We start from the raw sequence: 22,905 nt of genomic DNA on the forward strand, positions 1-22,905 counted from the left end.
TGTCCCGGCCGGGCGGAACCGACTGCGGTCCTGTGCATTGCCATGCAGAGGGAGAACCGCGGGGACTGCCGATGATCGACGCCGTCGACCGCTGGCTGGACTGGGTCCAGGCCAAGCTGCCCTGGATGCCGGACTGGGCGATCAGCGCCGGCCTGCTGGCCCTGGCGGTGGCGGTCGCCATCGCCGTGCACAGGATTCTGTTCCGGATCGCGACCGACATCGTCGCCAGCAAGGATCTGTTCTGGCGCTCGCTGGTGTCGCGCACCCATGGGCCGACGCGCCTCGCCGCGATCATCGTGGCCACCTCCGCCGCCGCCGCCGTCGCGCCGCTGTCCGACATCCAGATCGGCATCGTGCATCACGTCCTGCTGCTGGCCTTCATCGCCCTGCTCGGCTGGATCGCGCTGACCGCGCTGCACATCTGGATGACGGTGTATCTGCGCCGCTTCACGCTCGACGCCGAGGACAACCTGCTGGCGCGCAAGCATGTCACCCAGACGCGGATCATGCGCCGGGTGGTGGCGACGCTGATCGTGGTGGTCACCCTCTCCGCCGCGCTGATGACCTTCGAGCAGGTGCGGCAATACGGCATCAGCCTCCTGGCCTCGGCCGGCGCCGCCGGCCTGGTCATCGGCCTGGCGCTGCAGCCGATGCTGAAGAACATGATCGCCGGCATCCAGCTGGCGGTGACCCAGCCGATCCGCATCGACGACGCAGTTCTGGTCGAGAACGAATGGGGCAATATCGAGGAGATTACCTCGACCTATGTCGTGGTTCGGCTGTGGGACTGGCGCCGGCTGGTCCTGCCCCTCAGCTACTTCATCGAGCACCCGTTCCAGAACTGGACGCGCGAGGGCTCGGCCCTGATCGGCAGCGTCTTCATCTATACCGACTACACCGCACCGGTGGAGGAGATGCGCCGTACGCTGGACGAGATCGTCAAGGCGACGCCGCTGTGGGACGGCCAGGTCGCCGTGCTGCAGGTGACCGATTTCCGAGAGCAGACGATGGAGATCCGCATCCTGGTCAGCGCCCGCACCTCCGGCCGCGCCTTCGACCTGCGCTGCGAAGTGCGGGAGAAGCTGGTCACCTGGCTGCAGCAAGCCCATCCCGGCGCCCTGCCCCGCTGGCGCGGCGAGGTGCAGGCCGCTGAAGCCGAGGAGATCGTCCGCCGCCGCGCCGGCGGCCGCGGCTGAGCAAGCCACGGCCGGCGACAGGGGCGGCACCCGCTTGATTTGTTCCTGATTTGTTCATAAATTCGCTGCGGGACGATCGGCCGGTGCTCCGCCATGCAGCTCTCCCTCGCTCTCGACGACCGCCCGCTCCTGCCGCGGATCCGGGACCGGCTGCTGGCCTGGTTCGGGCCACGACGCGACGGCCGGCGCCGCGATCCGGTCAGCCAGCTCGTCCGCAGCATGCTCGGCTCCAAGACCAGGGACGAGGTGTCGCGGCGGGTGTTCCGGGAGTTGCGCCGGCGCTATCCCTCCTGGGACCGGCTCCGCGAGGCGGAACCGCGGGCCGTCCTGCGCGTCATCTGGCCGGTGAACCTGGCGGATGCGAAGGCCGAGCAGGTGCCCCAGGCCCTGCGCATGATCGTCGCCTGCACCGGCCGGCTCTCGCTCGACCACCTCGCGGATCTCGACGAGGAGGCGGCGATGCAGTGGCTCCGCCGCCTGCCCGGTGTCGGCTCAAAGATCGCGGCCGCGGTGCTGAACTTCAGCACGCTGCGCAAGCGCGCCCTGGTCGTCGACACGCATCTGCTGCGGCTCGGCGGGCGGCTCGGGCTGCTGCCGCCCGATGCGGATTACGATGCCGGATACGAGCTGCTCATGCGCCGGCTTCCGGACGAATGGGACGCCGACGACCTCAGCGAGCTCCACCGGTTGATGAAGCTGCTGGGCCAGACCGTGTGCACCGTCCATGCGCCTGCCTGCGGCGCCTGCCCGCTGCGCGGCCTGTGCCCGCGCAACGGGGTCTGACTCCTCAGCCCGCCTTCGCCGCCGGCTTCAGCATGTCGGCATGCACCGCCTTCAGCTTCTCGACCTTCGGGGTCGAGACCGCGCGGATATAGGGCTGGCTCGGGTTCCGGGCGGCGTAGTCGTGATGGTATTCCTCGGCCTCGTAGAAGGCTTCGAGCGGCACCACCTCGGTCACCACCGGCGCGTCGAACAGCCGGGCCCGGTCGATCTGGGCGATATAGGCCTCGGCCACCCGCTTCTGCTCCTCATCGGCGGTGAAGATCGCCGAGCGGTACTGCCGGCCGACATCGTTGCCCTGCCGGTCCTTCAGCGTCGGGTCGTGCGCGATCGAGAAGAACAGCTTCAGGATCTGCCCCAGGCTGATCCTTCCGGCGTCGTAGACCACCTCGATCACCTCGACATGATCGGTGGCGCCGCTGCAGACGGTGCGGTAGTCGGCGGTCTCGCGGGTGCCGCCGGCATAGCCCGGCCGCACCGACAGCACGCCGTCGAGCTGGCTGTACACCGCCTCGGTGCACCAGAAGCAGCCGCCGCCCAGCACGATCGAGCGGCGGCCCTGCTCGGCAGCGTCCAGCTCGGGGTCGGGGAAGGACCAGGGATCGATCTTCAGGGCCATGGGATGTCTCCAGCGGCCGGGCGCGGCCGCAAGCGTGGATGGCTTTCCAAAAGTGAGAGCACCGCCCCGACCGGACAAGCCCCGCCCTCCGTCAATCGATGAACCGCCTTCCCGCCCGCCACACCCAGCGGCGGCCGTCATGGCTCAGCTCGGTGGCGCTCAGCGGGGCGATGTCGAGGCGCCAGAAGGAGAGTGCCGGCGCCCCCAGGGCGTGCAGGACCGCCGCCCGGATCACCGCGGCATGGGTGACGGCGATGCCGTGGCCGCCGTCACCGGCCCGGGCGTCAAGCCAGGCCGCGGCCCGGCGCAGCAGCGCCGACAGCGACTCCCCGCCATGCGGCGCGGCGTCCGGATCGGCCAGCCAGGCGGCGACGCCCTGCGGTTCCTCGCGTTGCACCTCCTCCAGCCGGCGTCTGGCCCAGCGACCGTAGTCGCAATCGCGCAGCGTCGGCTCGTCAACGGCTTCGAGCCCCAGCGCAGCCGCCGTCTGTCGCGCCCGCAGCGCCGGGCTGGTCCAGGCCCGGTCCGCCCGCCGGAGCACGGGACGCAGGGCCACGGCTTCGGCCAGGGCGCGCGCCTCCAGCGGCTCGTCGTCGGGAAAGGATCCGGACCGGGTGGCGGCGGTGGCGCCGTGGCAGATCAGGGTCAGACGGGTCGGCATGGGCGGGACCGTTCGGCGGCGGCGTGCTCGGCACAGGAAAGCACGACGCCGCGCGATCGGCACCAGGCCCGAGACCGCATCCGCCCCGCGGCTTCGATTGACAGGAGCCGGGCGGCGCCCCCATGCTGGCTGCGGTCGCCATGGATGCGGAAGCCGGTGCAATTCCGGCACGGTCGCGCCACTGTGACCGGGACGGCGTCGCCCGACGCAGTTCCGGAAGTCAGACCCCGCCATGGCCTGGTGCACATCAACGGGACGCGTCTATCCCAGGGAGCCGCAATCATGTCCGACATCGCCGCCACCGCTCGTCCGGTCTCCATCCCGGTCAGCCCGATCCCGGTCGCCGAGGTGCTGCCCTGGGCGGTGTTCGCCGGGCTGATGCTGCTGCTGGCGGTCTATTTCGTCGGTGCCGAGCAGGGCGCGACCTCGCTCTTCTCCGGCAGCGCTGTGCACGAATTCGTCCACGACGGTCGCCATCTCCTGGGCTTCCCCTGCCACTGAGGCCGGCCGCCATGGTCGGAAGCCTCCTGCTGCGCGGCATGCTGGTCGGCGTGCTGGCCGGGCTGCTCGCCTTCGGCTTCGCCCGGATCTTCGGCGAACCGCAGGTGGACCGGGCCATCGCCCTGGAAGGGGCGCTGGGCCATTCGCATCACCCCGGGGATGCCGGCGCCCCGCACGATCACGCCGCCAGCGGGGCGGAGGAGCCCGAGCCGGTCAGCCGCGAAACCCAGGCCGGGCTCGGCCTGCTGACCGGGACAGTCGTGCATGGCGCCGCCATCGGCGGGCTGTTCGCCCTGGCCTTCGCCTTCGTCTACGGCCGGGTCGGCCGCTTCGGCCCCCGCGCCACCGCGGCCCTCTTGGCGCTCGCCGCCTTCGTCTCGCTGGTGCTGGTCCCCGGCCTGAAATACCCGGCCAACCCGCCTGCGGTCGGCGACCCGGAGACGATCGGCCAGCGCACGGCGCTGTTCTTCGTCATGCTGGCGATCTCGGTGGCGGCCCTGGCGCTGGCGGTCAGCCTGGCCCGCGGCCTGGTGCGGCGCCACGGCAGCTGGAACGCGGGGCTGATCGGCGCCGCCGTCTACGTCGCCATCGTCGCCGTGGCTCAGGCCGCGCTGCCGGCGGTGAACGAAGTACCGGAGCATTTCCCCGCCGACCTGCTGTGGCAGTTCCGGATCGCCTCGCTCGGCCTGCACGCCGTGCTGTGGACCACGATCGGCCTGGTGTTCGGCGCCCTGACCGAACGGGCCTTCGCCCAGCGCGGCGGGCGCCTCGCCCTGTCGCGCTGACCCTCTAGGCGGCCGGAACCGAGGCGGGCAGCAGGTCGCCGAAGCGGGCCAGCCGCGTGGAATCCTCCACCGGCACCGCCCGGCCCGTGCCCCAGTCGACGATCCGGCAGGGCACCCCGGCCGCCCGGGCGCAGGCCAGGTCGATGCCGGTGTCGCCGACATAGACCGCCTCGCCCGGCGCCGCCCCCAGCGCGTCGAGCGTGTGCAGCAGCGGCCGCGGGTCCGGCTTCACATGCGGTGTGGTGTCGGCGCCGACCACGGCGGAGAGGTGGGCCAGCAGCCCGAGCCGGTCCAGCACCTGCTCGGCCAGCGCCTGCGGCTTGTTGGTGCAGACGCCGAGGCGGATGCCGGCCGCCCGCAGCGCCGGCAGCGCCGTCGCCGCATCGGCATAGAGCCGCGACTCGGCCACCGGCCGGGCGGCGTAGTAATCGAGATAGATCCGGGTGTCGCGGTCGACATCCTCGGCCGGCAGGTCCAGCGCCCGGTGCAGCTTGGCCACCAGCGCCCGCGCCCCCTCTCCCACCAGGGTCTCGATGAAGGACACCTCCTGCGCCGGCGCGCCGCGGTCGGCCAGCATGCGGTTGACCGCATGGGTGATGTCCGGCGCACTGTCGACCAGGGTGCCGTCGAGATCGAAGATCGCGGCTTTCATGCAGGGCCTTCTCGCTGCGGCCCTAGCCGATGAAACGGTAGCGGCCGGTGATCGAAAAATCGGGCAGCCGGTCCTCGAGCCGAGTCCCGCCGCCGATATTATGCACGATGAGTGGCGCGCCGCTGGCACCGCGACGACCGGTCACAAGGGCGATGTGCGGCAGGTTCCCCGGCAGCATCTGGGTGACGAGATCGCCCTCGGCGAACCCGGCCGGCGCGACGTCCGTCGGCAGGGCGAGGCCGTGCCGACGGAAGAAGACCTGCAGATTCGGCACCCGCCGGTGGTCGATGTTGCGATCCGGCCGGTCCAGGCCCCAACTCCGCGGATAGCGCGAGAAGTTCGCCTTCATGTCCTCGTGGACCAGGCGCTGCAGATCGATGCCGAAGGCGTCCCGATAGGCCCGGATCACCACATCGGTGCAGACGCCGCGGTCGCGCGGCACGTCGCCGCCGGGATAGGCCAGGCCGACATAGGCGGGGTCGTAGGTCACCGTCACCCCGATCTGGCTCTCCGCCGCGGCCACCAGCCGCTGCGGCCAGTCCGGCGGCGTCGCCCGGGCGGCACGGCCGGCGATCGGCAGGATGAAAGCGAGGGAGAAGAAGAGACGGCGCCGCATCCGGCCATCGAACAGCATCCGGTGACCGGATTGCGGCAGACGACTCAGAGATCGTTAGGCGATGCGGCGGAACGGATAGGCGTCCCGGATGCGGGCGTTCACGAACCGGCCCTTCGACTCCGCCTGCAGCAGCTGCCGATAGACGCGGTCCGGGACCGGGTAATAGCGATACACGGCCCCGCCGGCATATTCGACGTCCAGCGCCATGGTCTTCGGATCATAGCCGACCGAGGCCACGGCGCTGGAGTCCAGCGGAACCCGCCCGATGCGCCGCATCGGGGCCTCTCGTCGGATCAATAGGCACTGCCCTGGCCGGGCACGCCGGTGCCGCGCAGGCCGAGGCCGTTCGGATCGAGAGCGCCCGGAGGCGTAACGATCTGGCTGCTGCCCATGGCGCTTACACCCGTACCGCTGCCCCGCAGGCCGAGCCCGTTCGGGCCGCCGCTCGGCATGGTCGGGACGGGATGGCTGTCCATGGCGCTCACACCCGAGCCGTTGCCCCGCAGGCCGAGCCCGTTGGGACCGCCGGGCTGAACGTTCACGCCGGGCGGGCAACCATTCACGGTATTGTTGTTGCAGGCCGGAACAGGGACGCCCTGCCCGGCCGCCGGCAGCGCCGCCGCAGCGAAGGCGAGCCCCGCAACGGTGGCCATCATCTTCAAGGAAACCATGTGATCCTCCATCCTGGACCAAGCTAAACTGACAGCTTTTCATGTCGAAAATGGCGAATCGCTTCGACCAGTTCCTATCTGGAACTTACAAATATCGATTCTCGCTTTCGGCAGGCTTCGCCTCGCCCAATTGATACTTGCTATTCCCGACGAATTTCCGCAGCATTAAAACATCGCACTAAGCTACGGCGTGTCCGCCCATGGCACGGCGCCGCGACAGCCGGCCCGACAAATCCGTATGGGCCTGGGCCGCGCGCCGGTGCCATAATATCGTCCTACATTTGCTCTGCTGTTCAGCGCCGACGAAACGCGGCGCTTGGAGGAAGAAGAACGATGGCCGGCCCAGACCGATCGCGACCGCTGCGGTCCCAGCAGTGGTTCGACAACCCGGACGATCCCGGGATGACCGCCCTGTATATCGAGCGCTACCTGAATTTCGGGATCACGCGCGAGGAGCTCCAGTCGGGCAAGCCGATGATCGGCATCGCCCAGACCGGGTCCGACCTGTCGCCCTGCAACCGGCATCACCTCGAGCTGGCGAAGCGCGTGCGCGACGGCATCCGCGCCGCCGGCGGCGTGCCGTTCGAGTTCCCTTGCCATCCGATCCAGGAAACCGGCAAGCGCCCGTCGGCCACGCTGGACCGCAACCTCGCCTATCTCTCGCTGGTCGAGGTTCTGTACGGCTATCCGATCGACGGCGTCGTCCTGACCGTCGGCTGCGACAAGACCACGCCCGCGCTGCTGATGGCGGCGGCCACCGTCAACGTCCCGGCTATCGCCCTGTCGGTCGGGCCGATGCTGAACGGCTGGCACAAGGGCGAGCGGGTCGGGTCCGGCACCATCGTCTGGCGGTCGCGCGAGCGGCTGGCGACCGGCGAGATCGACTACAACGAGTTCATGGAGATCGTCGCGGCCTCGGCCCCGTCGGTCGGCTACTGCAACACCATGGGCACGGCCTCGACCATGAACTCGCTGGCCGAGGCGCTGGGCATGCAGCTGCCGGGCTCGGCCGCCATCCCGGCCCCGTACCGGGAGCGCGGCCAGATCGCCTTCGAGACCGGAAAGCGCATCGTCGAGCTGGTGCAGCAGGACGTGAAGCCGTCCGACATCATGACCCGGGAGGCGTTCGAGAACGCGATCGTGATCAACTCCGCCATCGGCGGGTCGACCAACGCCCCGATCCATCTGAACGCCATCGCCGGGCATCTCGGCGTGCCGCTCGACAATGACGACTGGGAGAGGATCGGCCATGAGATCCCCCTCCTGGTCAATCTGCAGCCGGCCGGGGAGTATCTCGGCGAGGACTACCACCAGGCGGGCGGCGTGCCGGCCGTGGTGGCGGAGCTGCTGAAGGCCGGCCTGCTGCCGCATCCCGAGGCGATGACGGTCAACGGCCGCACCATCGGCGACAACTGCCGCAACGTCGAGAACCTGAACCCCGAGGTGATCCGCCCGGCCGACCGGCCGCTGAAGGCCAAGGCCGGCTTCCTCAACCTCAAGGGCAACCTGTTCGACAGCGCGATCATGAAGACCAGCGTGGTCTCGCCGGAGTTCCGGGACCGCTACCTGTCGAACCCGCAGGACCCGGACGCCTTCGAGGGCAAGGCCGTGGTCTTCGACGGGCCCGAGGACTACCACCACCGGATCGATGACCCGTCGCTCGAGATCGACGAGTTCTCAATCCTGGTCATCCGCGGCACCGGGCCGATCGGCTATCCCGGCGCCGCCGAGGTGGTGAACATGCAGCCGCCGGCGCGCCTGATCCAGCGGGGCGTCCACGCCCTGCCCTGCATCGGCGACGGCCGGCAGTCGGGGACGTCAGGCTCCCCGTCCATCCTGAACGCCTCGCCCGAGGCCGCGGCCGGCGGGGGTCTCGCTTTGCTGAAGACCGGGGACAGGATCCGGGTCGACCTGCGCCAGCGCACCGTGAACGTCCTGGTCTCGGACGAGGAGCTGGCGCGGCGCCGGGCCGAGCTGGAGGCCCAGGGCGGCTACAAGTATCCGGCCAGCCAGACCCCGTGGCAGGAGATCCAGCGCGGGATGACCGACCAGCTGGCCGAGGGCATGGCCCTCAGGCCGGCGCTCAAGTACCAGCGCGTCGCCCAGACCAAGGGCGTGCCGCGCAACAACCACTAGCCATTGCCAACCGCCGTCATTGCGAGGAGGCGAAGCCGACGAAGCAATCCAGGGGCCAATGCGAGCCGCCCTGGATTGCTTCGCTGCGCTCGCAATGACGGGTTCGCGGGTCTCAGATCACCCGCACCAGGTCGTGGAACAGCCCGCCCATCCGTTCGGCGGTGCCGCGGGCGACCTCGAGGATGTGCTCGTGGTCGAGATCGGCGCCCGGCAGGCCGGCGGCGAGGTTGGTGACCAGCGACAGGCCCAGCACCTTGGCGCCGAGATGGCGGGCGGCGATCGCCTCCAGCACCGTCGACATGCCGACCATGTCGCCGCCCCAGCGGCCGACCATCTGGATCTCCGCCGGCGTCTCGAACATCGGGCCGGGGAAGCCGACATAGACGCCTTCGGTCAGCGTCGGGTCCAGCTTCTGCGCCGCCTGCCGCAGCCGCGGCGAATAGCAGCCGGTCAGGTCGACGAAGCGCGGCCCCAGCCGGTCCGGGTTCGGGCCGGCCAGCGGCGACACCCCGGTGAAGTTGATGTGGTCGCGGATCAGCACCGGCTCGCCCGGCTTCATGCCGGGGCGCAGGCCACCGCAGGCATTGGTCAGGACCACGATCTTCGTTCCGGCCAGCACCATGCTGCGCACACCATGCACCACCTTGGCCGGCGGATGGCCTTCATAGAGATGCACCCGCCCGGCCATCACCAGGATGCGCCGGTCGCCGGCCTTCACGCTGCGGAACACGCCCTTGTGGCCCAGCACCGTGGTCGGCGGGAAGCCCGGGATCTCGGTGAAGGGCACCTCGGCCACGGTCTCGCCGATCCTGTCCACCGCAGGCGCCCAGCCGGAGCCGAGCACGATCGCGGCATGGTGGTCGGCGCCGAGCTTCGCCTTCAGCGCCGCGGCGGCGCTTTCCGCCAGGGCATAGGGGTCTTCCATCATGTCCTCTCTCGATCCTCAGGCCATGGCGCCGCGCCGGCGCCGCGCGCGGGCGACGACCAGCGCGACCAAGGTGATCACATAGGGTGCCATATCGGTGAGCTGGTTTGGCAGCCCCCTGCCCTGCAGGCGCAGGCCGGCGGCGTCGGCGAAGCCGAACAAGAGGCAGGCCAGGGCGACGCCGACCGGGTGGCCGCGGCCGAGCATCACCGCCACCACCGCGATCCAGCCGCGCCCGGCGCTCATGTCCTCGGCGAACAGGGTGACGCTGCCGAGCGACAGCTGCGCCCCGGCCAGGCCGCACAGGGCGCCGCCCGCGAGCACGGCGGCGATACGGGTGCGGGCGACGTCGGCGCCCAGCGTCTCGGCCGCATCCGGCCGTTCGCCCACCCCGCGCAGCCGCAGGCCCCAGATGGTGCGGAACAGGAACACGGCGATCAGCGCCACCAGGATCCAGGCCGCCCAGGTCAGCACGCTGTGGCTGCCGAAGACGCGGCTGAACCAGGGCACCGCCGCGATCCGCGGCAGCACGATCCGCGGCAGGTCCTGCATCGCCGGGTCGGTGAAGGTGCCGGAGACGCCGAACAGGATCCGCAGCAGGAAGGCGGTCAGGCCGGAGGCCAGCAGGTTGAGGCCGATGCCGATGACGATCGGGTCGCCGCGGAACCAGGTCGATCCCAGGGCCAGGATGGCGGCGAAGGCCATGGTGCCGACGAGCGCGACGGCCACGCCGCCGGCGACGCTGCCGGTGTACCAGGTGCCGGCGATGGCGGCGAAGGCGCCGATCAGCATCTGGCCTTCCAGCGCGATGTTGAACACGCCGGCGCGGTCGCACAGCACCCCGGCCAGGGCGGCCAAGAGGATCGGCGTCACCGCCTGGATGGTCTGGGCGAACAGGACGGCGTTGAGCAGGGACAGCCAGTCCATGGCGTCAGCGCCCCCGCAGGTTTCGGCGGCGCAGGCCGTGGCGCATCGCCAGCAGCAGGATGATCACCGCCTGCAGCACCAGGGTCAGCACCCGCGGCACCTCGGTCGCCCGCTCCATGGCGAAGCCGCCGGTCTGCAGCGCGGCGAAGAACAGCCCGGCGCAGACGGCGCCGACCGGCTCGCCCATCGCCAGCAGCGCCGCCATCAGCCCCGACCAGGTATAAGCCGGCGACAGCAGAGCCCCGTCGGTGAAGCGGAACTGGTCGCCCAGCACCAGCATGGCCCCGACCAGCCCGGCGACGGCGCCGCTGGCGAACAGCGTCCATATGGTCTGGCGGCCGAGATCGACGCCGCCATAGGCGACGAAGCGCGGGTTCAGGCCACGCAGCCGCAGCTCGTAGCCGGCTGCGCCGCGCCGGTCGATGAAGACGACGGCGGCGATCACCAGCAGCAGCAGGACCAGGCCCCAGGTGATCGGCGTGCCCGGCACCAGCACCGGCAGCCGCGCCGTCTCCTCGATCCGAAAGGTCTCTGGCAGGCCGGTCGACGGGTCGCGCAGCGGGAAGCGCGCCAGATAGGAGGTCACGCCCTGGGCCGGGTAGCTGAGCAGCAGGGTGGAGATCAGCAGCGGCACACCGAAGCGCACCTCGCCCCAGGCGGCCAGCGCGGCATAGGCGCCGGACACGGCCATCGCCGCCAGGATCGCGGCCACCAGCCGCACCGCGCCAGGCGCCGGCAGGTACAGCGCCACCAGCGCCGCCACCATCCCGCCCAGCACCAGCTGCCCGTCGCCGCCGAGATTGACCATGCCGCCGCGCAGCGGGATGGCCGCGACCAGGGTCATGCCCACCAGCGGCACCGCCCGGGCGACGGTCTCGGCCAGGTTCGGCCCCGCCACCGCCCCGACCAGAATCTCGCGATAGACCGCGACCGGGTCGTGCCCGGCGGCGAGCGTGATCAGCGCCCCGATGACGAGCCCGCCTAGGATCGCCCAGAGCACGGAGGAGGTCGCGGCGCCGCGCAGGACGGTAGCGGCGGCGGTCATGGGCGCCTCGGGTGCTGGAATTCGGAGCTGTTCCTGTTGCGTTGCCTCTCCCGCGGGGCGGGAGAGGTCGGACGCCCGCCAGGGCGTCCGGGTGAGGGCTGGCACCGGCCTCGACAAAGGGCCCTCACCCGGAGCCGCTTTGCGTCTCCGACCTCTCCCGCAAGCGGGAGAGGCAACGCGTTCGAAGCGCCCGTCATGCCGCAGCCTCGGTGACGCCAGCCATCAGCAGGCCGAGGCTGGTCTCGGTGGCCTCGGCGCCCAGCACCTCGGCGATCACCCGGCCCTCATACATCACCAGCACCCGGTCGGAGAGGGCGAGGATCTCGCTCAGCTCGGCCGAGACCAGCAGCACGGCGCGGCCGCGGTCGCGCTCCGCCACCAGCTGCGCGTGGATGAACTCGATGGCGCCGACATCGACGCCGCGGGTCGGCTGCTCGGCGATCAGCACCGGCGCTTCGTGGTCCAGCTCGCGCGCCACCACCACCTTCTGCAGGTTGCCGCCGGACAGGGTGCCGACCGCCGTACCCTCGCCCGGGATCTTGATGCCGAAGCGCCCGATCAGGCCGCGCGCCCGGTCCCGCATCGCCGCCGGGTCCAGCACGCCGCGGCGCGACAGCGGCGGCCGGCGGTGAAAGCCCATGCCGAGATTGTCGGTGGCGCTGGCGCGCAGCGCGGTGCCGGTGTGGGCACGGTCCTCCGGCACATAGGCGATGCCGGCGGCGCGGCGGCCGGCCACGCCGGCAGCGGTGACGTCGCGCCCGCCGACCCGCACCGTGCCGGCGTCGGCGGACCTGAGCCCGGCCATGATCTCGATCAGCTCGGTCTGGCCGTTGCCGGCGACGCCGGCGATGCCGACGATCTCCCCTGCCCGCACGGCGAAGGAAACGCCGTCGACCACAGGTCGACCGCCCGATGCGTTCAGGGTCAGCCCCTCGACCTCCAGCAGCGGCCGGCCGGGCTCGGCCGGCGTCCTGGCGACGGTGAGGGTGACGTTGCGGCCGGTCATCGCCCGGATGATCGCCTGCGGCTCGGTCTCGGCCGTGACCATGCGGTCGGCGACGCGGCCGTCGCGCAGCACGGTGATGCGGTCGGTCACCGCCATCACCTCGTGGATCTTGTGGGTGACGAACAGGATGGTCCGCCCGTCCGCCGCCAGGCTGCGCATCACCTGGAACAGCCCATCGCGCTCGCCCGGCGTCAGCACCGCCGTCGGCTCGTCCAGGATCAGGATGCGGGCATCGCGGTACAGCGCCTTCAGGATCTCGATCCGCTGCTTGACCCCGACCGGCAGCGGGCCGACGCGGGCGTCGGGATCGACCGGCAGGCCGTAACGCTGCGCCAGCTCCGCCACCCGACTTCGGGCGGCGGCGCGGTCGATGAACGGCCCCCGTCGCGGCTCGGCCCGATAGGCCACGTTCTCCCAGACCGTCAGGCTGTCGAACAGCTTGAACGCCTGGTGCACCATGCCGAGGCCGGCGGCGATGGCATCGATGGGCGAGCGGAACGGCCGCTGCCGGCCGTCGATCACGATCTCGCCCTCGTCCGGATGCACGAGGCCGTAGAGGATGCCCATCAAGGTCGACTTGCCGGCTCCGTTCTCGCCCATCACCGCATGGATCTCGCCGGCTTCGACCGTCAGGTCGATATGGTCGTTCGCCAGCACGCCGGGATAGCGTTTGACGATGCCGTGCATCTCCAGGAAGGGCATCCCCGGCCTCCCGGGACCGGCTTACTGGCCGGCCGTCATCGGGTCGGGCACCGCCACCGTGCCGGCGACGATGGCGTCGCGGATCTCGCGGACCTTGGCGAGCACGTCGGGGTGCTCGGCGATCAGGCATTGGGAGCTGGCGACATCGTCGCCGAGGCCGGTCAGGGTGATGCCGCCCTCCTTCAGCCCGTAGGAGGTCAGCGGCGCCTGGGTGCCGGCGAGGATGCCCTTGACCGCCTCGACCAGGGCGACGTCGACCTTCTTCTCGATATTGTCCATGACCACGCCCGGCGCATGCGGGCACTGGTTGACGTCGACGCCGAAGGTCAGGGTTCCGGGCGTCGCCTCCGCCGCCTTGAAGATGCCGCCATTGCCGCCGGAGGTGGCGGCCAGCACCCGGTCGGCGCCCTCGCTGATCATCGACACCGCCTGCTGCTGCGCGCGCACAGGGTCGGAGAACGGGTTGTCGCCGCCGACCCAGAGGGTCGGGCTGACCACGACCTCGTCATTGACCGCCTTGGCGCCGGCGGCGAAGCCATCGGTGAAGCGGTGCAGGAAGGGGATGTCGAGCGCGCCGACGGCGCCGATCGTGCCGCTCTCGGAGGTCAGCGCCGCCTCGGCGCCGGCCAGATAGGCGCCCTCGTGCTCGCGGAACACGGCACAGTAGACGTTCGGCATCGGCTTCTGGATGCACTGGTCGACGATCAGGAACTTGATATCCGGGAACTTGGCCGCCGTGTCCGGCACGATGTCGCCGAACTCGAAGCCGAGCACGATCACCACCGCGGCGCCCTCGCGCGCCGCCGCCTCGACATTCTGGCGGCGGGTGGCGGGATCGGTGCTCTCATAGACCTTCGCTTCGCCGCCGATCGCGGCCGCGGCGTCCTCGACGCCCTTCTTGCCGAGCTTCAGGAAGTCGTTCACCCCGAGCGGGTCCGGCGACACGTAGACCAGCTTGCCGCCAGCCGGCTGCGCCGGCGCGGCGGCGCCGATGGCGAGGGCCGCCGCGACGGCCGCGATCGAACCCATGAGATGCCGCGGTCGTCCCTGGTTGCGCATGGCCTTCCCCCATTTCCCTCGCGATCGCCGGCACGCCCGGAACCGCCGGCGGCGGTTCTGCAGACCGGGGCACCGGTACCGGCGGTTCACCTTTGGCGGCTGCCGGTCGATTCGTCAACGCGCATGGCGGCGATTGCGCGGCCCGGCTCGCTGACTTGCACAGTGTCGAGAGGAGGCCGTTCCCAAGATTGACGAATGGGGCCTCCTATGCCCCTATGTCGGACCAAAGAAATATGGGGTGGAAGCCCGATCGCAAAGAAATCGGATCAAATTGCAACGACAGTAAACAGAGGGGCAATCATGAATGAAAAGCTGCTGCGAAAGCTGATCGCGGATGTGAAGCAGGGTGCTCTATCGCGGCGCTCCTTCGTCAGGACGATGGTGGCGGCGGGCGTTGCGGCCCCGGTGGCCAGCCAGCTCCTGGTCTGGCACGGCGTCGCCATGGCGCAGCCGGCCAGCGACTACAAGCCGACCCAGGCGGGGGGCGGCGGGCCGCTCAAGATCCTTCTGTGGCAGGCGCCGACCTTGCTGAATCCGCACTTCGCCAGCGGCACCAAGGACCAGGAAGCCTCGCGCGTGTTCTACGAGCCGCTCGCCGGCTGGGACCGCGAGGGCAATCTCGTTCCCATTCTGGCGGCGGAAGTTCCGACGCGGGAGAACGGCGGTCTCTCGGCCGACGGCATGACCGTGACCTGGAAGCTGAAGCGCGACGTCAAATGGCATGACGGCCAGCCGTTCACGGCCGACGACGTCGTGTTCACCGCCGCATACGCGGCCGATCCGGAGACGGCCGCCTATACCACCGGGTCCTACGCGGGCATCAAGTTCGAGAAGGTGGACGATCACACCGTCAAGGTGATCTTCCCGCAGCCGCAGCCCTTCTGGGCCGGCCCCTTCGTCGGCATCGTCGGCCCGATCATCCCGAAGCACCATTTCGGCGACTACAAGGGCGCCAATTCGCGCGATGCCCCGGCGAACCTGAAGCCGGTCGGGACCGGCCCGTACAAATTCGTCGACTTCAAGCCGGGCGACATCGTCCTCGGCGAGCGCAACCCCGACTATCACGTCAAGAACCAGCCGCATTTCGACACGATCGAGATCAAGGGCGGCGGCGATGCGGTCTCGGCGGCGCGCGCGGTGCTGCAGACCGGCGAATACGACTATGCCTGGAACATGCAGGTCGAGGACGAGGTCCTGAAGCGCATGGAGGATGGCGGGCGCGGCCGCGTGCTGACCGTCGCCAGCGGCAATATCGAGTTCATCATCCTCAACACCACCGACCCCTGGACCGAAGTCGACGGCGAGCGCTCCAGCGTCAAGACCAAGCACCCGACCCTGAGCGATCCGGCGGTGCGCCAGGCGATCAACCTGCTGATCGACCGCGATTCGATCCAGAAGTTCATCTATGGGCGCGGCGGCACTGCGACGGCGAGCTTCGTCAACCAGCCGGAGCGGTTCAAGTCGAAGAAGCTGACCTACGAGTTCAACATCGAGAAGGCGAACGCGATCCTCGACCAGGCCGGCTGGACGCGCGGCAGCGACGGCATCCGCGAGAAGGACGGCAAGAAGCTGAAATACGTCTTCCAGACGTCGATCAACGCGCCGCGCCAGAAGACGCAGGCGATCATCAAGCAGGCCTGCCAGAAGGCCGGCATCGAACTCGAGCTGAAATCGGTGACCGCTTCGGTGTTCTTCTCCTCCGACGTCGCCAATCCGGACACCTACACCAAGCTCTATGCCGACATGGAGATGTACACCACGACCCAGGATTCGCCCGACCCCGAGCGCTTCCTGAACCAGCTCGTGTCGTGGGAAATCGCCAGCAAGGAGAACAAGTGGCTGGGCCGCAACATCTCGCGCTATTCCAGCAAGGAGGCGGACGAGGCCTACCGGGCGGCGCAGCGGGAGCTCGACCCGGCCAAGCGCGCCGAGCTGCTGATCAAGGTCAACGAGATCTTCTGCGAGGCCAATGTCATCCTGCCGCTGTTGTCGCGCAACCGCGTGGCCTCGGCCTCCAACACGCTGACTCCGAACTTCAGCGGCTGGGACAACGATCTCTGGGCGCTGGCGAGTTGGTACCGCAACGGTCCCGCGTGACGCGTTAGCTCCTCTTCGCACCGGGCGGATCCGATGGATCGGATCCGCCCCCTTCGCGACCGGCCCGAGGAGATCGCCCATGGCGAGTTACCTGCTGCGGCGACTGCTGATCGCCATTCCGAGCCTTCTGGCCATCAGCCTGATCCTGTTCACGATCCTGGCGCTGGCGCCGGGCGATCCGTTCTCCGAACTTGCGACCAACCCCAACGTGCCCCCAGAGGTGCGGATGGCGCTGCGCGCCAAGTTCGGCATGGATGACCCGGTGATGGTGCGCTATCTGCGCTGGCTGGTGGCGATGGCGCAGGGTGACTGGGGCTTTTCCTTCGCCAGCCGGATCGACGTCGACGATCTCATCCTGCAGAGCCTTCCGGCCACGCTCTTCGTCGTCGGCTCGTCGCAGATCCTGGCGCTCGCGGTCGCGTTGCCGATCGGCATCTATGCCGCGACGCGGCCCTATTCGGTGTTCGACCAGATCGCCAACACCTTCGCCTTCATCGGCTTCTCGCTGCCGACCTTCTTCACCGGCCTTCTCTTCATCCTGCTGTTCTCGATCAAGCTGGACTGGCTGCCCTTCGTCTACCGCTCCGACATCGCGGCGACGGGGTGGCGCTGGTACTGGGAGATGCTGCGGCAGGCGATCATGCCGATCACCGTGCTCGGCCTGTTCCAGGCAGCGTCCTACACGCGCTATGTGCGCTCGGCCGTGCTCGATGTCGTCAGGCTCGACTATGTCACCACGGCGCGCGCCAAGGGCCTCAGCGAGAGAACCATCACCCGCCGCCACATCGCCCGCAACGCGCTGATCCCGGTGGTGACGATGGTCGCGCTGCAGATGCCGGCCGTCTTCGGTGGCGCGATCGTCACCGAACAGATCTTCCGGGTGCCCGGCATCGGCTCGCTGCTGATCACCGCCATCCTCGCCAACGACACGCCTGTGGTCATGGCGGTCACCTTCGTCTTCGCCTGCCTCGTCGTCCTGTTCAACCTGATCGCGGATCTGCTCTATGGCTGGCTCGACCCTCGCATCTCCTTCCGCTGAGCCGGCGGCGCCGGGGCAGAGCGTCTCGGTTTCGCCCGCGCGGGAGACCTGGCGCCGCTTCCGACGCCATCGCCTGGCCATGGTCAGCGCGGCCGTGCTCGGCCTGCTCGTCATCGGCGTCCTCGTCGGCCCCCTGTTCTGGCCGGTGCCGATCAACGAGATCGACTTCACCGCCCAGCTCGAGGGCCCGTCCTGGGCCCACCCGTTCGGCACCGACGATCTCGGCCAGGACCTGCTCGCGCGGATGATCTATGGCGGGCGCATCTCGCTCGCCGTCGGCCTCGCCGCCATGGTGGTGTCCACCGTCGTCGGCGTCGTGGTCGGGGCCCTCGCCGGCATGTCCCGTCGCGCGCTCGATCCGTTTCTGATGTGGGTGACGGATCTGTTCCTGTCGCTGCCGCAGCTGCCGCTGCTGCTGCTGGTGATCTACCTGTTCCGCGAGCAGCTGAAGGCCGTGTTCGGGGTCGAGGGCGGCGTCTTCGTCCTGATCGTGATCGTCATCGGCGGGCTGCGCTGGATGCCGGTGGCCCGGCTGGTGCGCGCCCAGTTCCTGTCGCTGCGCGAGAAGGAGTTCGTCGAGGCGGCGCGCGCCGCGGGCGCGACGCGCTGGCGGCAGACGGTCCACCACATCCTGCCCAACGCCGTCGGCCCGGTCATCGTCGCCAGCTCGATCGAGGTGTCGTCCGCGATCATCGCGGAATCAACCCTGTCCTTCCTCGGCCTCGGTTTCCCGCCGGACATCCCGACATGGGGCCGGCTGCTGTTCGACGCCAAGGACTATCTCGACGTCGCCCCGCACTGGGCGCTGTTCCCCGGGGCGGCGATCTTCCTCACCGTCCTCGCCATCAACTTCATCGGCGACGGCCTGCGGGACGCGCTCGATCCCCGCCGCGTCGTCTGACCAGAACGATCGGACCGCCCATGACCAGCCCGATCCTGTCCGTTTCCAACCTGACCACCGCCTTCCGCGTCGACGGCCGGTGGCGCACCGTCGTCCGCGACGTCTCCTTCGACGTCGCACCGCAGCAGACCGTCGCGCTGGTCGGCGAATCCGGCTCGGGCAAGAGCGTCACGGCGCTGTCGATCATGCGGCTGACGCCGGCCGGCTCGAGCAAGGTCGAAGGCAGCGTCAGGCTCGGCGGCACCGACGTGCTCAGGCTGCCCGATGCCGAGATGCGCAAGATCCGCGGCGACGACATCGCGATGATCTTCCAGGAGCCGATGACCTCGCTGAACCCGGTGCTGACCATCGGCTTCCAGATCGCCGAGGCGCTCGTCCTGCATCGCGGCCTGTCGCGCGCCGAAGCCGAGGCCGAGACCGTGCGGCTGCTCGAGAAGGTGCGCATTCCGGCGGCGAAGTCGCGCTTCCACGAATATCCGCACCACTTCTCCGGCGGCATGCGCCAGCGCGTGATGATCGCCATGGCGCTGGCCTGCAAGCCGAGGCTGCTGATCGCCGACGAGCCGACGACGGCGCTCGACGTGACGATCCAGGCCCAGATCCTCGCGCTGATCAAGCTGCTGCAGGAGGAAGAGGGCATGTCCGTCCTCTTCATCACCCACGACATGGGGGTGGTCGCCGAGATCGCCGACCGCACGGTCGTGATGTATGACGGCCAGGCCGTCGAGAGCGGGCCGACCGACGATATCTTCGCCCGCGCCAACCATCCCTACACCCGCGCGCTGCTCTCGGCCGTGCCGAAGCTGGGCTCCATGGCCGGCCACCGGCGGCCGATGCGCTTCCCGGTCGTCGACCGCGCCACCGGCCTCTCCGACACGCCGACCGAGACCGCCGATACCGTCGCCGCCAGCGAACGGCCGGTGCTCGAGGTCAGCGGGCTGACAACACGGTTCGAGATCCGCTCCGGACTGCTCGGCGGCCTCAAGGGCCGGGTGCATGCGGTCGAGAACGTCTCGTTCAGCGTGCGATCCGGCGAGACATTGGCTCTGGTCGGCGAATCCGGCTGCGGCAAGTCGACGACCGGCCGCTCGGTGATGCGCCTGATCGAGCCGCTCTCCGGCTCGGTCCTGCTCGACGGCGAGGATATCCTCAAGCTCGACCAGCGCACGCTGCGCGACCGGCGCAAACGCATGCAGATGATCTTCCAGGACCCGTTCGCCAGCCTGAACCCGCGCATGAATATCGGCGCCACGATCGCCGAGCCGCTGCTGATCAACAATCTCGCCACCCGTTCGCAGGCGCGCGAAAAAGTCGCCGAGCTGCTGCGCCGCGTCGGCCTGCAGCCCGACATGGCGGGCCGCTTCCCGCACGAGTTCTCGGGCGGCCAGCGCCAGCGCATCTGCATCGCGCGCGCTCTCTCGGTCGAGCCGCAGCTGATCGTGGCGGACGAGTCGGTTTCGGCGCTCGACGTCTCGGTCAAGGCGCAGGTGATCAACCTGATGCTCGAGCTGCAGGAGCGGATGAAGCTCGCCTATCTCTTCATCTCGCACGACATGGCGGTGGTCGAGCGCGCCAGCCACCGGGTCGCGGTGATGTATCTCGGCGAGATCGTGGAGATCGGCCCGCGGGAGGCGGTGTTCAGCAATCCGCAGCATCCCTACACCAAGCGCCTGCTCGCGGCGGTGCCGGTCCCCGACCCGACGCGGCGGCTGCAGAAGCGGCCGGTCTCCAACGACGAGATCAAGAGCCCGGTACGCTCGCCAGACTACGTGCCGCCGGTGCGCCAATACCGCGAGGTCTCGCCTGGCCATGTGGTGATGCTCTGGGGCGCGGAATGGGAGCCCGAGCCGGCCGTCACCAGGGTGGCCTGACAGGTCGCGATGGGCGGGCCGACGCGGCTGTCGAGAACCGGAGCGCGGCGGACATGGAGGTCCGCGAGTCTCCGGCTGGACAGCGTCGGGAAATTGAAATTCACTAAAATTGTATTTATTTGAATTGCCTTCCGTCTCCGGCTCGATCCGGCTCTAATCGGCGGAGGACCAGCGCCGTCGCCGGGCCACTCGTCCGATCGGGAGACACGGGAGCTATGAGCGGCAGATTTCCGACCGTCCAGCCGCTTTCCGTGGCGCGGGCCGTCGCGCCCGCGGAGGCAGTCACCCCGGCCCGATGACCGACCCCTCCTCTCCGTCCCTGATCGCGCTGGAACGCGACGCTCTTCAGGCCCTGGTCGACGGCGATCCGCTCGAGGCCATCCTGCGGAATGTGGCCGAGACGGCAGGCCGTCTGCTCGCACCGGTGAGCATCGTCTTCCTGCGACTCGACGAAAGCGGTGCCAGCCTCTCCCTCCTGGCGCAAAGCGGGCTGCAGGGGGCCGTTCTGGATGCGCTGGCGACCATCCGCGTCGGCCCGTCCGGCCCGCCGCCAGGTGTGGCCGTGTTCACCAACGCGCCGGTCGCCGGCCCCCTCGGCCCGGCCGAGGAGCCGCTGGCGGTCGTCGCCGAGCCGCTGACCGACGACGATGGGCGGATCGCCGGCGCCCTGGTGCTCACCGGCGCGACCGATCCGCTGGTGATGCCGGAGGCGCTGCGGCAGACCATCGGCCGGCTGTTCGCCATGGCCCTGCGGCGCGACCGGCGCGATCGCGAGGTGCAGGATCTGATCTATCGCGACCCGCTGACCGGCCTACCGAACCGACGGTGCTTCGAGGAGCGGCTGGCCCAGATCTTCGCCCGCGGGGTCGACGCCGCCTGCCCGGTCTCGGTCCTGTTCATCGATCTGGACGAGTTCAAGAAGGTCAACGACACCCTGGGCCACGATGTGGGCGATCTGCTGCTGGCCATCGTCGGCAGCCGGCTGCGCCGGGCGCTCTCGAGCGAGGCCTTCGTCGCCCGGCTGGGCGGCGACGAATTCGCCGCCATAATCGCCGCCGATGCCGGCGCCGCGTTGACCGCCGCCGGCCGGATCACCAAGGCGCTGAAGGAACCGGCGATGCTGCGCGGCTACCGGCTGCCGATCTACTGCAGCATCGGCATCGCCACCTGCCCGGACCATGAATCCGACCCGGCCCTGCTGAAGCGCCTGGCCGACGTGGCGATGGACTACGCCAAGCAGTCCGCCACCGGCGTCGCCTCCGCCGCCACGCAGGAGGTGCGCCGCGCGATGTCGATCTCCGTGGTGGAATTCGACATTCCGGCGGCGCTGCAGTCCAACCAGATCGGCTTGGTGTTCCAGCCGCGGGTCAATCTGGTCAGCGGTCAGGTGGCAGGGTTCGAGGCGCTGGCCCGCTGGAGCCACCCGACCCTCGGTCTGCTGGCGCCGAGCCATTTCATCCCCTGGGTCGAGCGCCGGCCCGACCTGGCGGTGAGGTATACCGAATGGCTGCTGCGGTCGCTGGCCGACACGCTGATCCAGCTGCCGCGGGACGCCCTGGTGCCGATCTCGATCAACATCCCGGTCGCGGTGATGCAGTCGGACGCCGTGTTCGCCGCCATGCTCGGACGCATGACGGAGGCCGGGCTACCGCTGAGCCTGCTGCAGATCGAGATCGTCGAGCGCGCCGTGACCCGGATGCCCGCCGAGGTCGAGGCGGTGGTGGCGCGCATGGTCGGGCTCGGCGTCACCTTCGAGCTCGACGATTTCGGCAGCGGCGAGGCCAATCTGGCAGCGCTGTCGCGGCTGCCCTTCTCCGCCATCAAGATCGCCGGCGAGATCGTGCAGACCGTGGCCACCGAACCCCGCTGCGAGAGGCTGATCGACGGCGTCGCCCGCTTCGCCGAGACCTTCGGCGTTTCGCTCTGTGCCGAGTATGTCGAAAGCCAGGCGCAATGCGACATCCTGCGACGGCTGGGAGTCGAGCAGGGCCAGGGCTACTTTTTCGGTCAGCCCGTGCCCACGGGCGATCTCGCCGCCGCGGTGCGCGCGGTCCACCGCGGCGCGTAGCGTCCGGATCGGATCGATGGTAACGTTCACATCGTTGACCGGGGCCATTTGCCATCGCATCGATGATCTGCAATTCGTCGCCGGCCGGGACCGGCCGGCCTGGGCGGGGGATATGCGGCTCGGACTGCGGAGCAACAACGGGACGTGAGTCATGTCGGAAACCGCCGGCCTCACCCTCGGGGAAGGCGCCCATCATGATCCGGCGGGCATCATGGCTTTGAGGAAGCACACGAGCGCGATGAAGATCCTCCTCGTCGACGACGACGAGTTGTTCCTGGACTTCGCGGCGACCATGCTGCGCGCCGACGGCGCCACCGTCGACACCTGCGCCAGCGCGGCCGAGGCCATCGCCGCGCTCAACCTCGATGACGAGAGCAAGCCGGCGCGGGACTTCGACGCCGTGCTGATCGACATCGTCATGCCGGAGGTATCGGGCACCGAGCTGTGCTCGCTGATCCGGGGCCATGCCGGCTATGGCGACCTGCCGGTGATCATGATCAGCGCCACCCGCGACATGAGTCTGATCGGCCAGGCGCTGACCGCCGGCGGCTCCTCCTATATCCAGAAGCCGATCCAGGCCGCGACCTTCGCCGAGGAGATCCGGCAGAAGATCGCGGAGGCTCGGGGCTGACCGGCGGACGGAGGCCG

22 protein-coding genes and 1 riboswitch are annotated in these 22,905 nt (G+C 69.7%); of the genes, 11 read left to right on the forward strand and 11 right to left on the reverse strand.

The genetic code is table 11. From position 1 onward, the window contains the following. Positions 1-71 precede the first annotated feature (71 nt). A complete protein-coding gene (locus KXR53_RS13375) occupies positions 72-1,196 on the forward strand; it encodes a mechanosensitive ion channel family protein (protein WP_437375668.1) in 1,125 nt (374 codons plus the stop codon). Positions 1,197-1,289: 93 nt separating this feature from the next. Beyond that, positions 1,290-1,979, forward strand: coding sequence for an endonuclease III domain-containing protein (locus tag KXR53_RS13380; protein WP_437375669.1), 690 nt, complete (start codon positions 1,290-1,292; stop codon positions 1,977-1,979). Positions 1,980-1,983: 4 nt separating this feature from the next. Here KXR53_RS13380 and msrA read toward each other — a convergent pair whose 3' ends face one another. Then, positions 1,984-2,595: a peptide-methionine (S)-S-oxide reductase MsrA gene (gene msrA, locus KXR53_RS13385; protein ID WP_437375670.1), complete on the reverse strand. Its 612-nt coding sequence runs from the start codon at positions 2,593-2,595 to the stop codon at positions 1,984-1,986. A 91-nt stretch (positions 2,596-2,686) separates the two neighbouring features. Further along, the gene (locus KXR53_RS13390) at positions 2,687-3,256 is read right to left on the reverse strand and encodes a histidine phosphatase family protein (protein ID WP_437375671.1); all 570 of its coding nucleotides are present in this window, start codon (positions 3,254-3,256) and stop codon (positions 2,687-2,689) included. 115 nt (positions 3,257-3,371) lie between these two features. After that, positions 3,372-3,505: riboswitch (cobalamin riboswitch) on the forward strand. A gap of 33 nt (positions 3,506-3,538) precedes the next feature. Between KXR53_RS13390 and KXR53_RS13395 the strand changes: the two genes are divergently transcribed. Further along, positions 3,539-3,757, forward strand: a complete 219-nt coding sequence (locus tag KXR53_RS13395) for a CbtB domain-containing protein (protein WP_437375672.1) — start codon at positions 3,539-3,541, stop codon at positions 3,755-3,757. 11 nt (positions 3,758-3,768) lie between these two features. After that, positions 3,769-4,542 carry a CbtA family protein gene (locus KXR53_RS13400; RefSeq protein ID WP_437375673.1) on the forward strand — a complete coding sequence of 258 codons (774 nt, stop codon included), beginning with the start codon at positions 3,769-3,771 and terminating at the stop codon, positions 4,540-4,542. A gap of 4 nt (positions 4,543-4,546) precedes the next feature. On the opposite strand, the gene KXR53_RS13405 is transcribed toward KXR53_RS13400, so the two are convergent. The 4 genes from KXR53_RS13405 to KXR53_RS13420 are packed head-to-tail and all read right to left on the reverse strand — an operon-like array spanning position 4,547 to position 6,481. Continuing rightward, positions 4,547-5,194 carry an HAD-IA family hydrolase gene (locus tag KXR53_RS13405; protein ID WP_437375674.1) on the reverse strand — a complete coding sequence of 216 codons (648 nt, stop codon included), beginning with the start codon at positions 5,192-5,194 and terminating at the stop codon, positions 4,547-4,549. A gap of 22 nt (positions 5,195-5,216) precedes the next feature. Next, positions 5,217-5,810, reverse strand: coding sequence for a DUF1287 domain-containing protein (locus tag KXR53_RS13410; protein ID WP_437375675.1), 594 nt, complete (start codon positions 5,808-5,810; stop codon positions 5,217-5,219). Positions 5,811-5,864: 54 nt separating this feature from the next. Next, the gene (locus KXR53_RS13415; protein ID WP_437375676.1) at positions 5,865-6,086 is read right to left on the reverse strand and encodes a KTSC domain-containing protein; all 222 of its coding nucleotides are present in this window, start codon (positions 6,084-6,086) and stop codon (positions 5,865-5,867) included. A gap of 17 nt (positions 6,087-6,103) precedes the next feature. Further along, entirely contained in the window at positions 6,104-6,481 is a 378-nt protein-coding gene (locus KXR53_RS13420; RefSeq protein ID WP_437375677.1) for a hypothetical protein, read from the reverse strand. A 333-nt stretch (positions 6,482-6,814) separates the two neighbouring features. Between KXR53_RS13420 and KXR53_RS13425 the strand changes: the two genes are divergently transcribed. Then, the gene (locus tag KXR53_RS13425; RefSeq protein ID WP_437375678.1) at positions 6,815-8,617 is read left to right on the forward strand and encodes an IlvD/Edd family dehydratase; all 1,803 of its coding nucleotides are present in this window, start codon (positions 6,815-6,817) and stop codon (positions 8,615-8,617) included. Between the two features lie 112 nt (positions 8,618-8,729). On the opposite strand, the gene KXR53_RS13430 is transcribed toward KXR53_RS13425, so the two are convergent. From KXR53_RS13430 to KXR53_RS13450, 5 genes are all read right to left on the reverse strand, one after another. Beyond that, positions 8,730-9,545, reverse strand: a complete 816-nt coding sequence (locus KXR53_RS13430; RefSeq protein WP_437375679.1) for a purine-nucleoside phosphorylase — start codon at positions 9,543-9,545, stop codon at positions 8,730-8,732. Between the two features lie 15 nt (positions 9,546-9,560). Beyond that, entirely contained in the window at positions 9,561-10,469 is a 909-nt protein-coding gene (locus KXR53_RS13435; protein ID WP_437375680.1) for an ABC transporter permease, read from the reverse strand. Positions 10,470-10,473: 4 nt separating this feature from the next. Further along, complete coding sequence (locus tag KXR53_RS13440; RefSeq protein ID WP_437375681.1) at positions 10,474-11,514, reverse strand: ABC transporter permease; 1,041 nt, start codon at positions 11,512-11,514, stop codon at positions 10,474-10,476. A gap of 193 nt (positions 11,515-11,707) precedes the next feature. Then, a complete protein-coding gene (locus KXR53_RS13445; RefSeq protein ID WP_437375682.1) occupies positions 11,708-13,222 on the reverse strand; it encodes an ABC transporter ATP-binding protein in 1,515 nt (504 codons plus the stop codon). A 21-nt stretch (positions 13,223-13,243) separates the two neighbouring features. Then, positions 13,244-14,251, reverse strand: coding sequence for a BMP family ABC transporter substrate-binding protein (locus KXR53_RS13450; protein WP_437375683.1), 1,008 nt, complete (start codon positions 14,249-14,251; stop codon positions 13,244-13,246). Positions 14,252-14,581: 330 nt separating this feature from the next. Here KXR53_RS13450 and KXR53_RS13455 point away from each other — a divergent pair, with 330 nt between their 5' ends. The 6 genes from KXR53_RS13455 (at position 14,582) to KXR53_RS13480 (ending at position 22,888) form a co-directional block, all read left to right on the forward strand. Continuing rightward, complete coding sequence (locus tag KXR53_RS13455) at positions 14,582-16,378, forward strand: peptide ABC transporter substrate-binding protein (RefSeq protein WP_437375684.1); 1,797 nt, start codon at positions 14,582-14,584, stop codon at positions 16,376-16,378. A gap of 79 nt (positions 16,379-16,457) precedes the next feature. Then, positions 16,458-17,417, forward strand: coding sequence for an ABC transporter permease (locus tag KXR53_RS13460; protein ID WP_437375685.1), 960 nt, complete (start codon positions 16,458-16,460; stop codon positions 17,415-17,417). Then, positions 17,383-18,318, forward strand: a complete 936-nt coding sequence (locus KXR53_RS13465) for an ABC transporter permease (protein WP_437375686.1) — start codon at positions 17,383-17,385, stop codon at positions 18,316-18,318. The genes KXR53_RS13460 and KXR53_RS13465 overlap by 35 nt, the downstream gene beginning before the upstream one ends. A 20-nt stretch (positions 18,319-18,338) precedes the next feature. Then, on the forward strand, positions 18,339-20,189 hold the full coding sequence (locus KXR53_RS13470; RefSeq protein ID WP_437375687.1) for an ABC transporter ATP-binding protein: 1,851 nt from the start codon (positions 18,339-18,341) through the stop codon (positions 20,187-20,189). A 295-nt stretch (positions 20,190-20,484) separates the two neighbouring features. Next, positions 20,485-22,257 carry a putative bifunctional diguanylate cyclase/phosphodiesterase gene (locus tag KXR53_RS13475; protein WP_437375688.1) on the forward strand — a complete coding sequence of 591 codons (1,773 nt, stop codon included), beginning with the start codon at positions 20,485-20,487 and terminating at the stop codon, positions 22,255-22,257. Between the two features lie 151 nt (positions 22,258-22,408). After that, on the forward strand, positions 22,409-22,888 hold the full coding sequence (locus KXR53_RS13480) for a response regulator (RefSeq protein ID WP_437375689.1): 480 nt from the start codon (positions 22,409-22,411) through the stop codon (positions 22,886-22,888). The last annotated feature ends 17 nt before the right edge of the window (positions 22,889-22,905 follow it).

Source organism: Inquilinus limosus, assembly GCF_051487185.1.
Taxonomy (GTDB): domain Bacteria; phylum Pseudomonadota; class Alphaproteobacteria; order DSM-16000; family Inquilinaceae; genus Inquilinus; species Inquilinus limosus_F.

Coding starts and splice junctions, on each gene's coding strand:
- KXR53_RS13375 (WP_437375668.1), top strand. CDS start 72: ATGATCGACGCCGTCGACCGCTGGCTGGACTGGGTCCAGGCCAAGCTG.
- KXR53_RS13380 (WP_437375669.1), top strand. CDS start 1,290: ATGCAGCTCTCCCTCGCTCTCGACGACCGCCCGCTCCTGCCGCGGATC.
- msrA (WP_437375670.1), bottom strand. CDS start 2,595: ATGGCCCTGAAGATCGATCCCTGGTCCTTCCCCGACCCCGAGCTGGAC.
- KXR53_RS13390 (WP_437375671.1), bottom strand. CDS start 3,256: ATGCCGACCCGTCTGACCCTGATCTGCCACGGCGCCACCGCCGCCACC.
- KXR53_RS13395 (WP_437375672.1), top strand. CDS start 3,539: ATGTCCGACATCGCCGCCACCGCTCGTCCGGTCTCCATCCCGGTCAGC.
- KXR53_RS13400 (WP_437375673.1), top strand. CDS start 3,769: ATGGTCGGAAGCCTCCTGCTGCGCGGCATGCTGGTCGGCGTGCTGGCC.
- KXR53_RS13405 (WP_437375674.1), bottom strand. CDS start 5,194: ATGAAAGCCGCGATCTTCGATCTCGACGGCACCCTGGTCGACAGTGCG.
- KXR53_RS13410 (WP_437375675.1), bottom strand. CDS start 5,810: ATGCGGCGCCGTCTCTTCTTCTCCCTCGCTTTCATCCTGCCGATCGCC.
- KXR53_RS13415 (WP_437375676.1), bottom strand. CDS start 6,086: ATGCGGCGCATCGGGCGGGTTCCGCTGGACTCCAGCGCCGTGGCCTCG.
- KXR53_RS13420 (WP_437375677.1), bottom strand. CDS start 6,481: ATGGTTTCCTTGAAGATGATGGCCACCGTTGCGGGGCTCGCCTTCGCT.
- KXR53_RS13425 (WP_437375678.1), top strand. CDS start 6,815: ATGGCCGGCCCAGACCGATCGCGACCGCTGCGGTCCCAGCAGTGGTTC.
- KXR53_RS13430 (WP_437375679.1), bottom strand. CDS start 9,545: ATGATGGAAGACCCCTATGCCCTGGCGGAAAGCGCCGCCGCGGCGCTG.
- KXR53_RS13435 (WP_437375680.1), bottom strand. CDS start 10,469: ATGGACTGGCTGTCCCTGCTCAACGCCGTCCTGTTCGCCCAGACCATC.
- KXR53_RS13440 (WP_437375681.1), bottom strand. CDS start 11,514: ATGACCGCCGCCGCTACCGTCCTGCGCGGCGCCGCGACCTCCTCCGTG.
- KXR53_RS13445 (WP_437375682.1), bottom strand. CDS start 13,222: ATGCCCTTCCTGGAGATGCACGGCATCGTCAAACGCTATCCCGGCGTG.
- KXR53_RS13450 (WP_437375683.1), bottom strand. CDS start 14,251: ATGGGTTCGATCGCGGCCGTCGCGGCGGCCCTCGCCATCGGCGCCGCC.
- KXR53_RS13455 (WP_437375684.1), top strand. CDS start 14,582: ATGAATGAAAAGCTGCTGCGAAAGCTGATCGCGGATGTGAAGCAGGGT.
- KXR53_RS13460 (WP_437375685.1), top strand. CDS start 16,458: ATGGCGAGTTACCTGCTGCGGCGACTGCTGATCGCCATTCCGAGCCTT.
- KXR53_RS13465 (WP_437375686.1), top strand. CDS start 17,383: ATGGCTGGCTCGACCCTCGCATCTCCTTCCGCTGAGCCGGCGGCGCCG.
- KXR53_RS13470 (WP_437375687.1), top strand. CDS start 18,339: ATGACCAGCCCGATCCTGTCCGTTTCCAACCTGACCACCGCCTTCCGC.
- KXR53_RS13475 (WP_437375688.1), top strand. CDS start 20,485: ATGACCGACCCCTCCTCTCCGTCCCTGATCGCGCTGGAACGCGACGCT.
- KXR53_RS13480 (WP_437375689.1), top strand. CDS start 22,409: ATGTCGGAAACCGCCGGCCTCACCCTCGGGGAAGGCGCCCATCATGAT.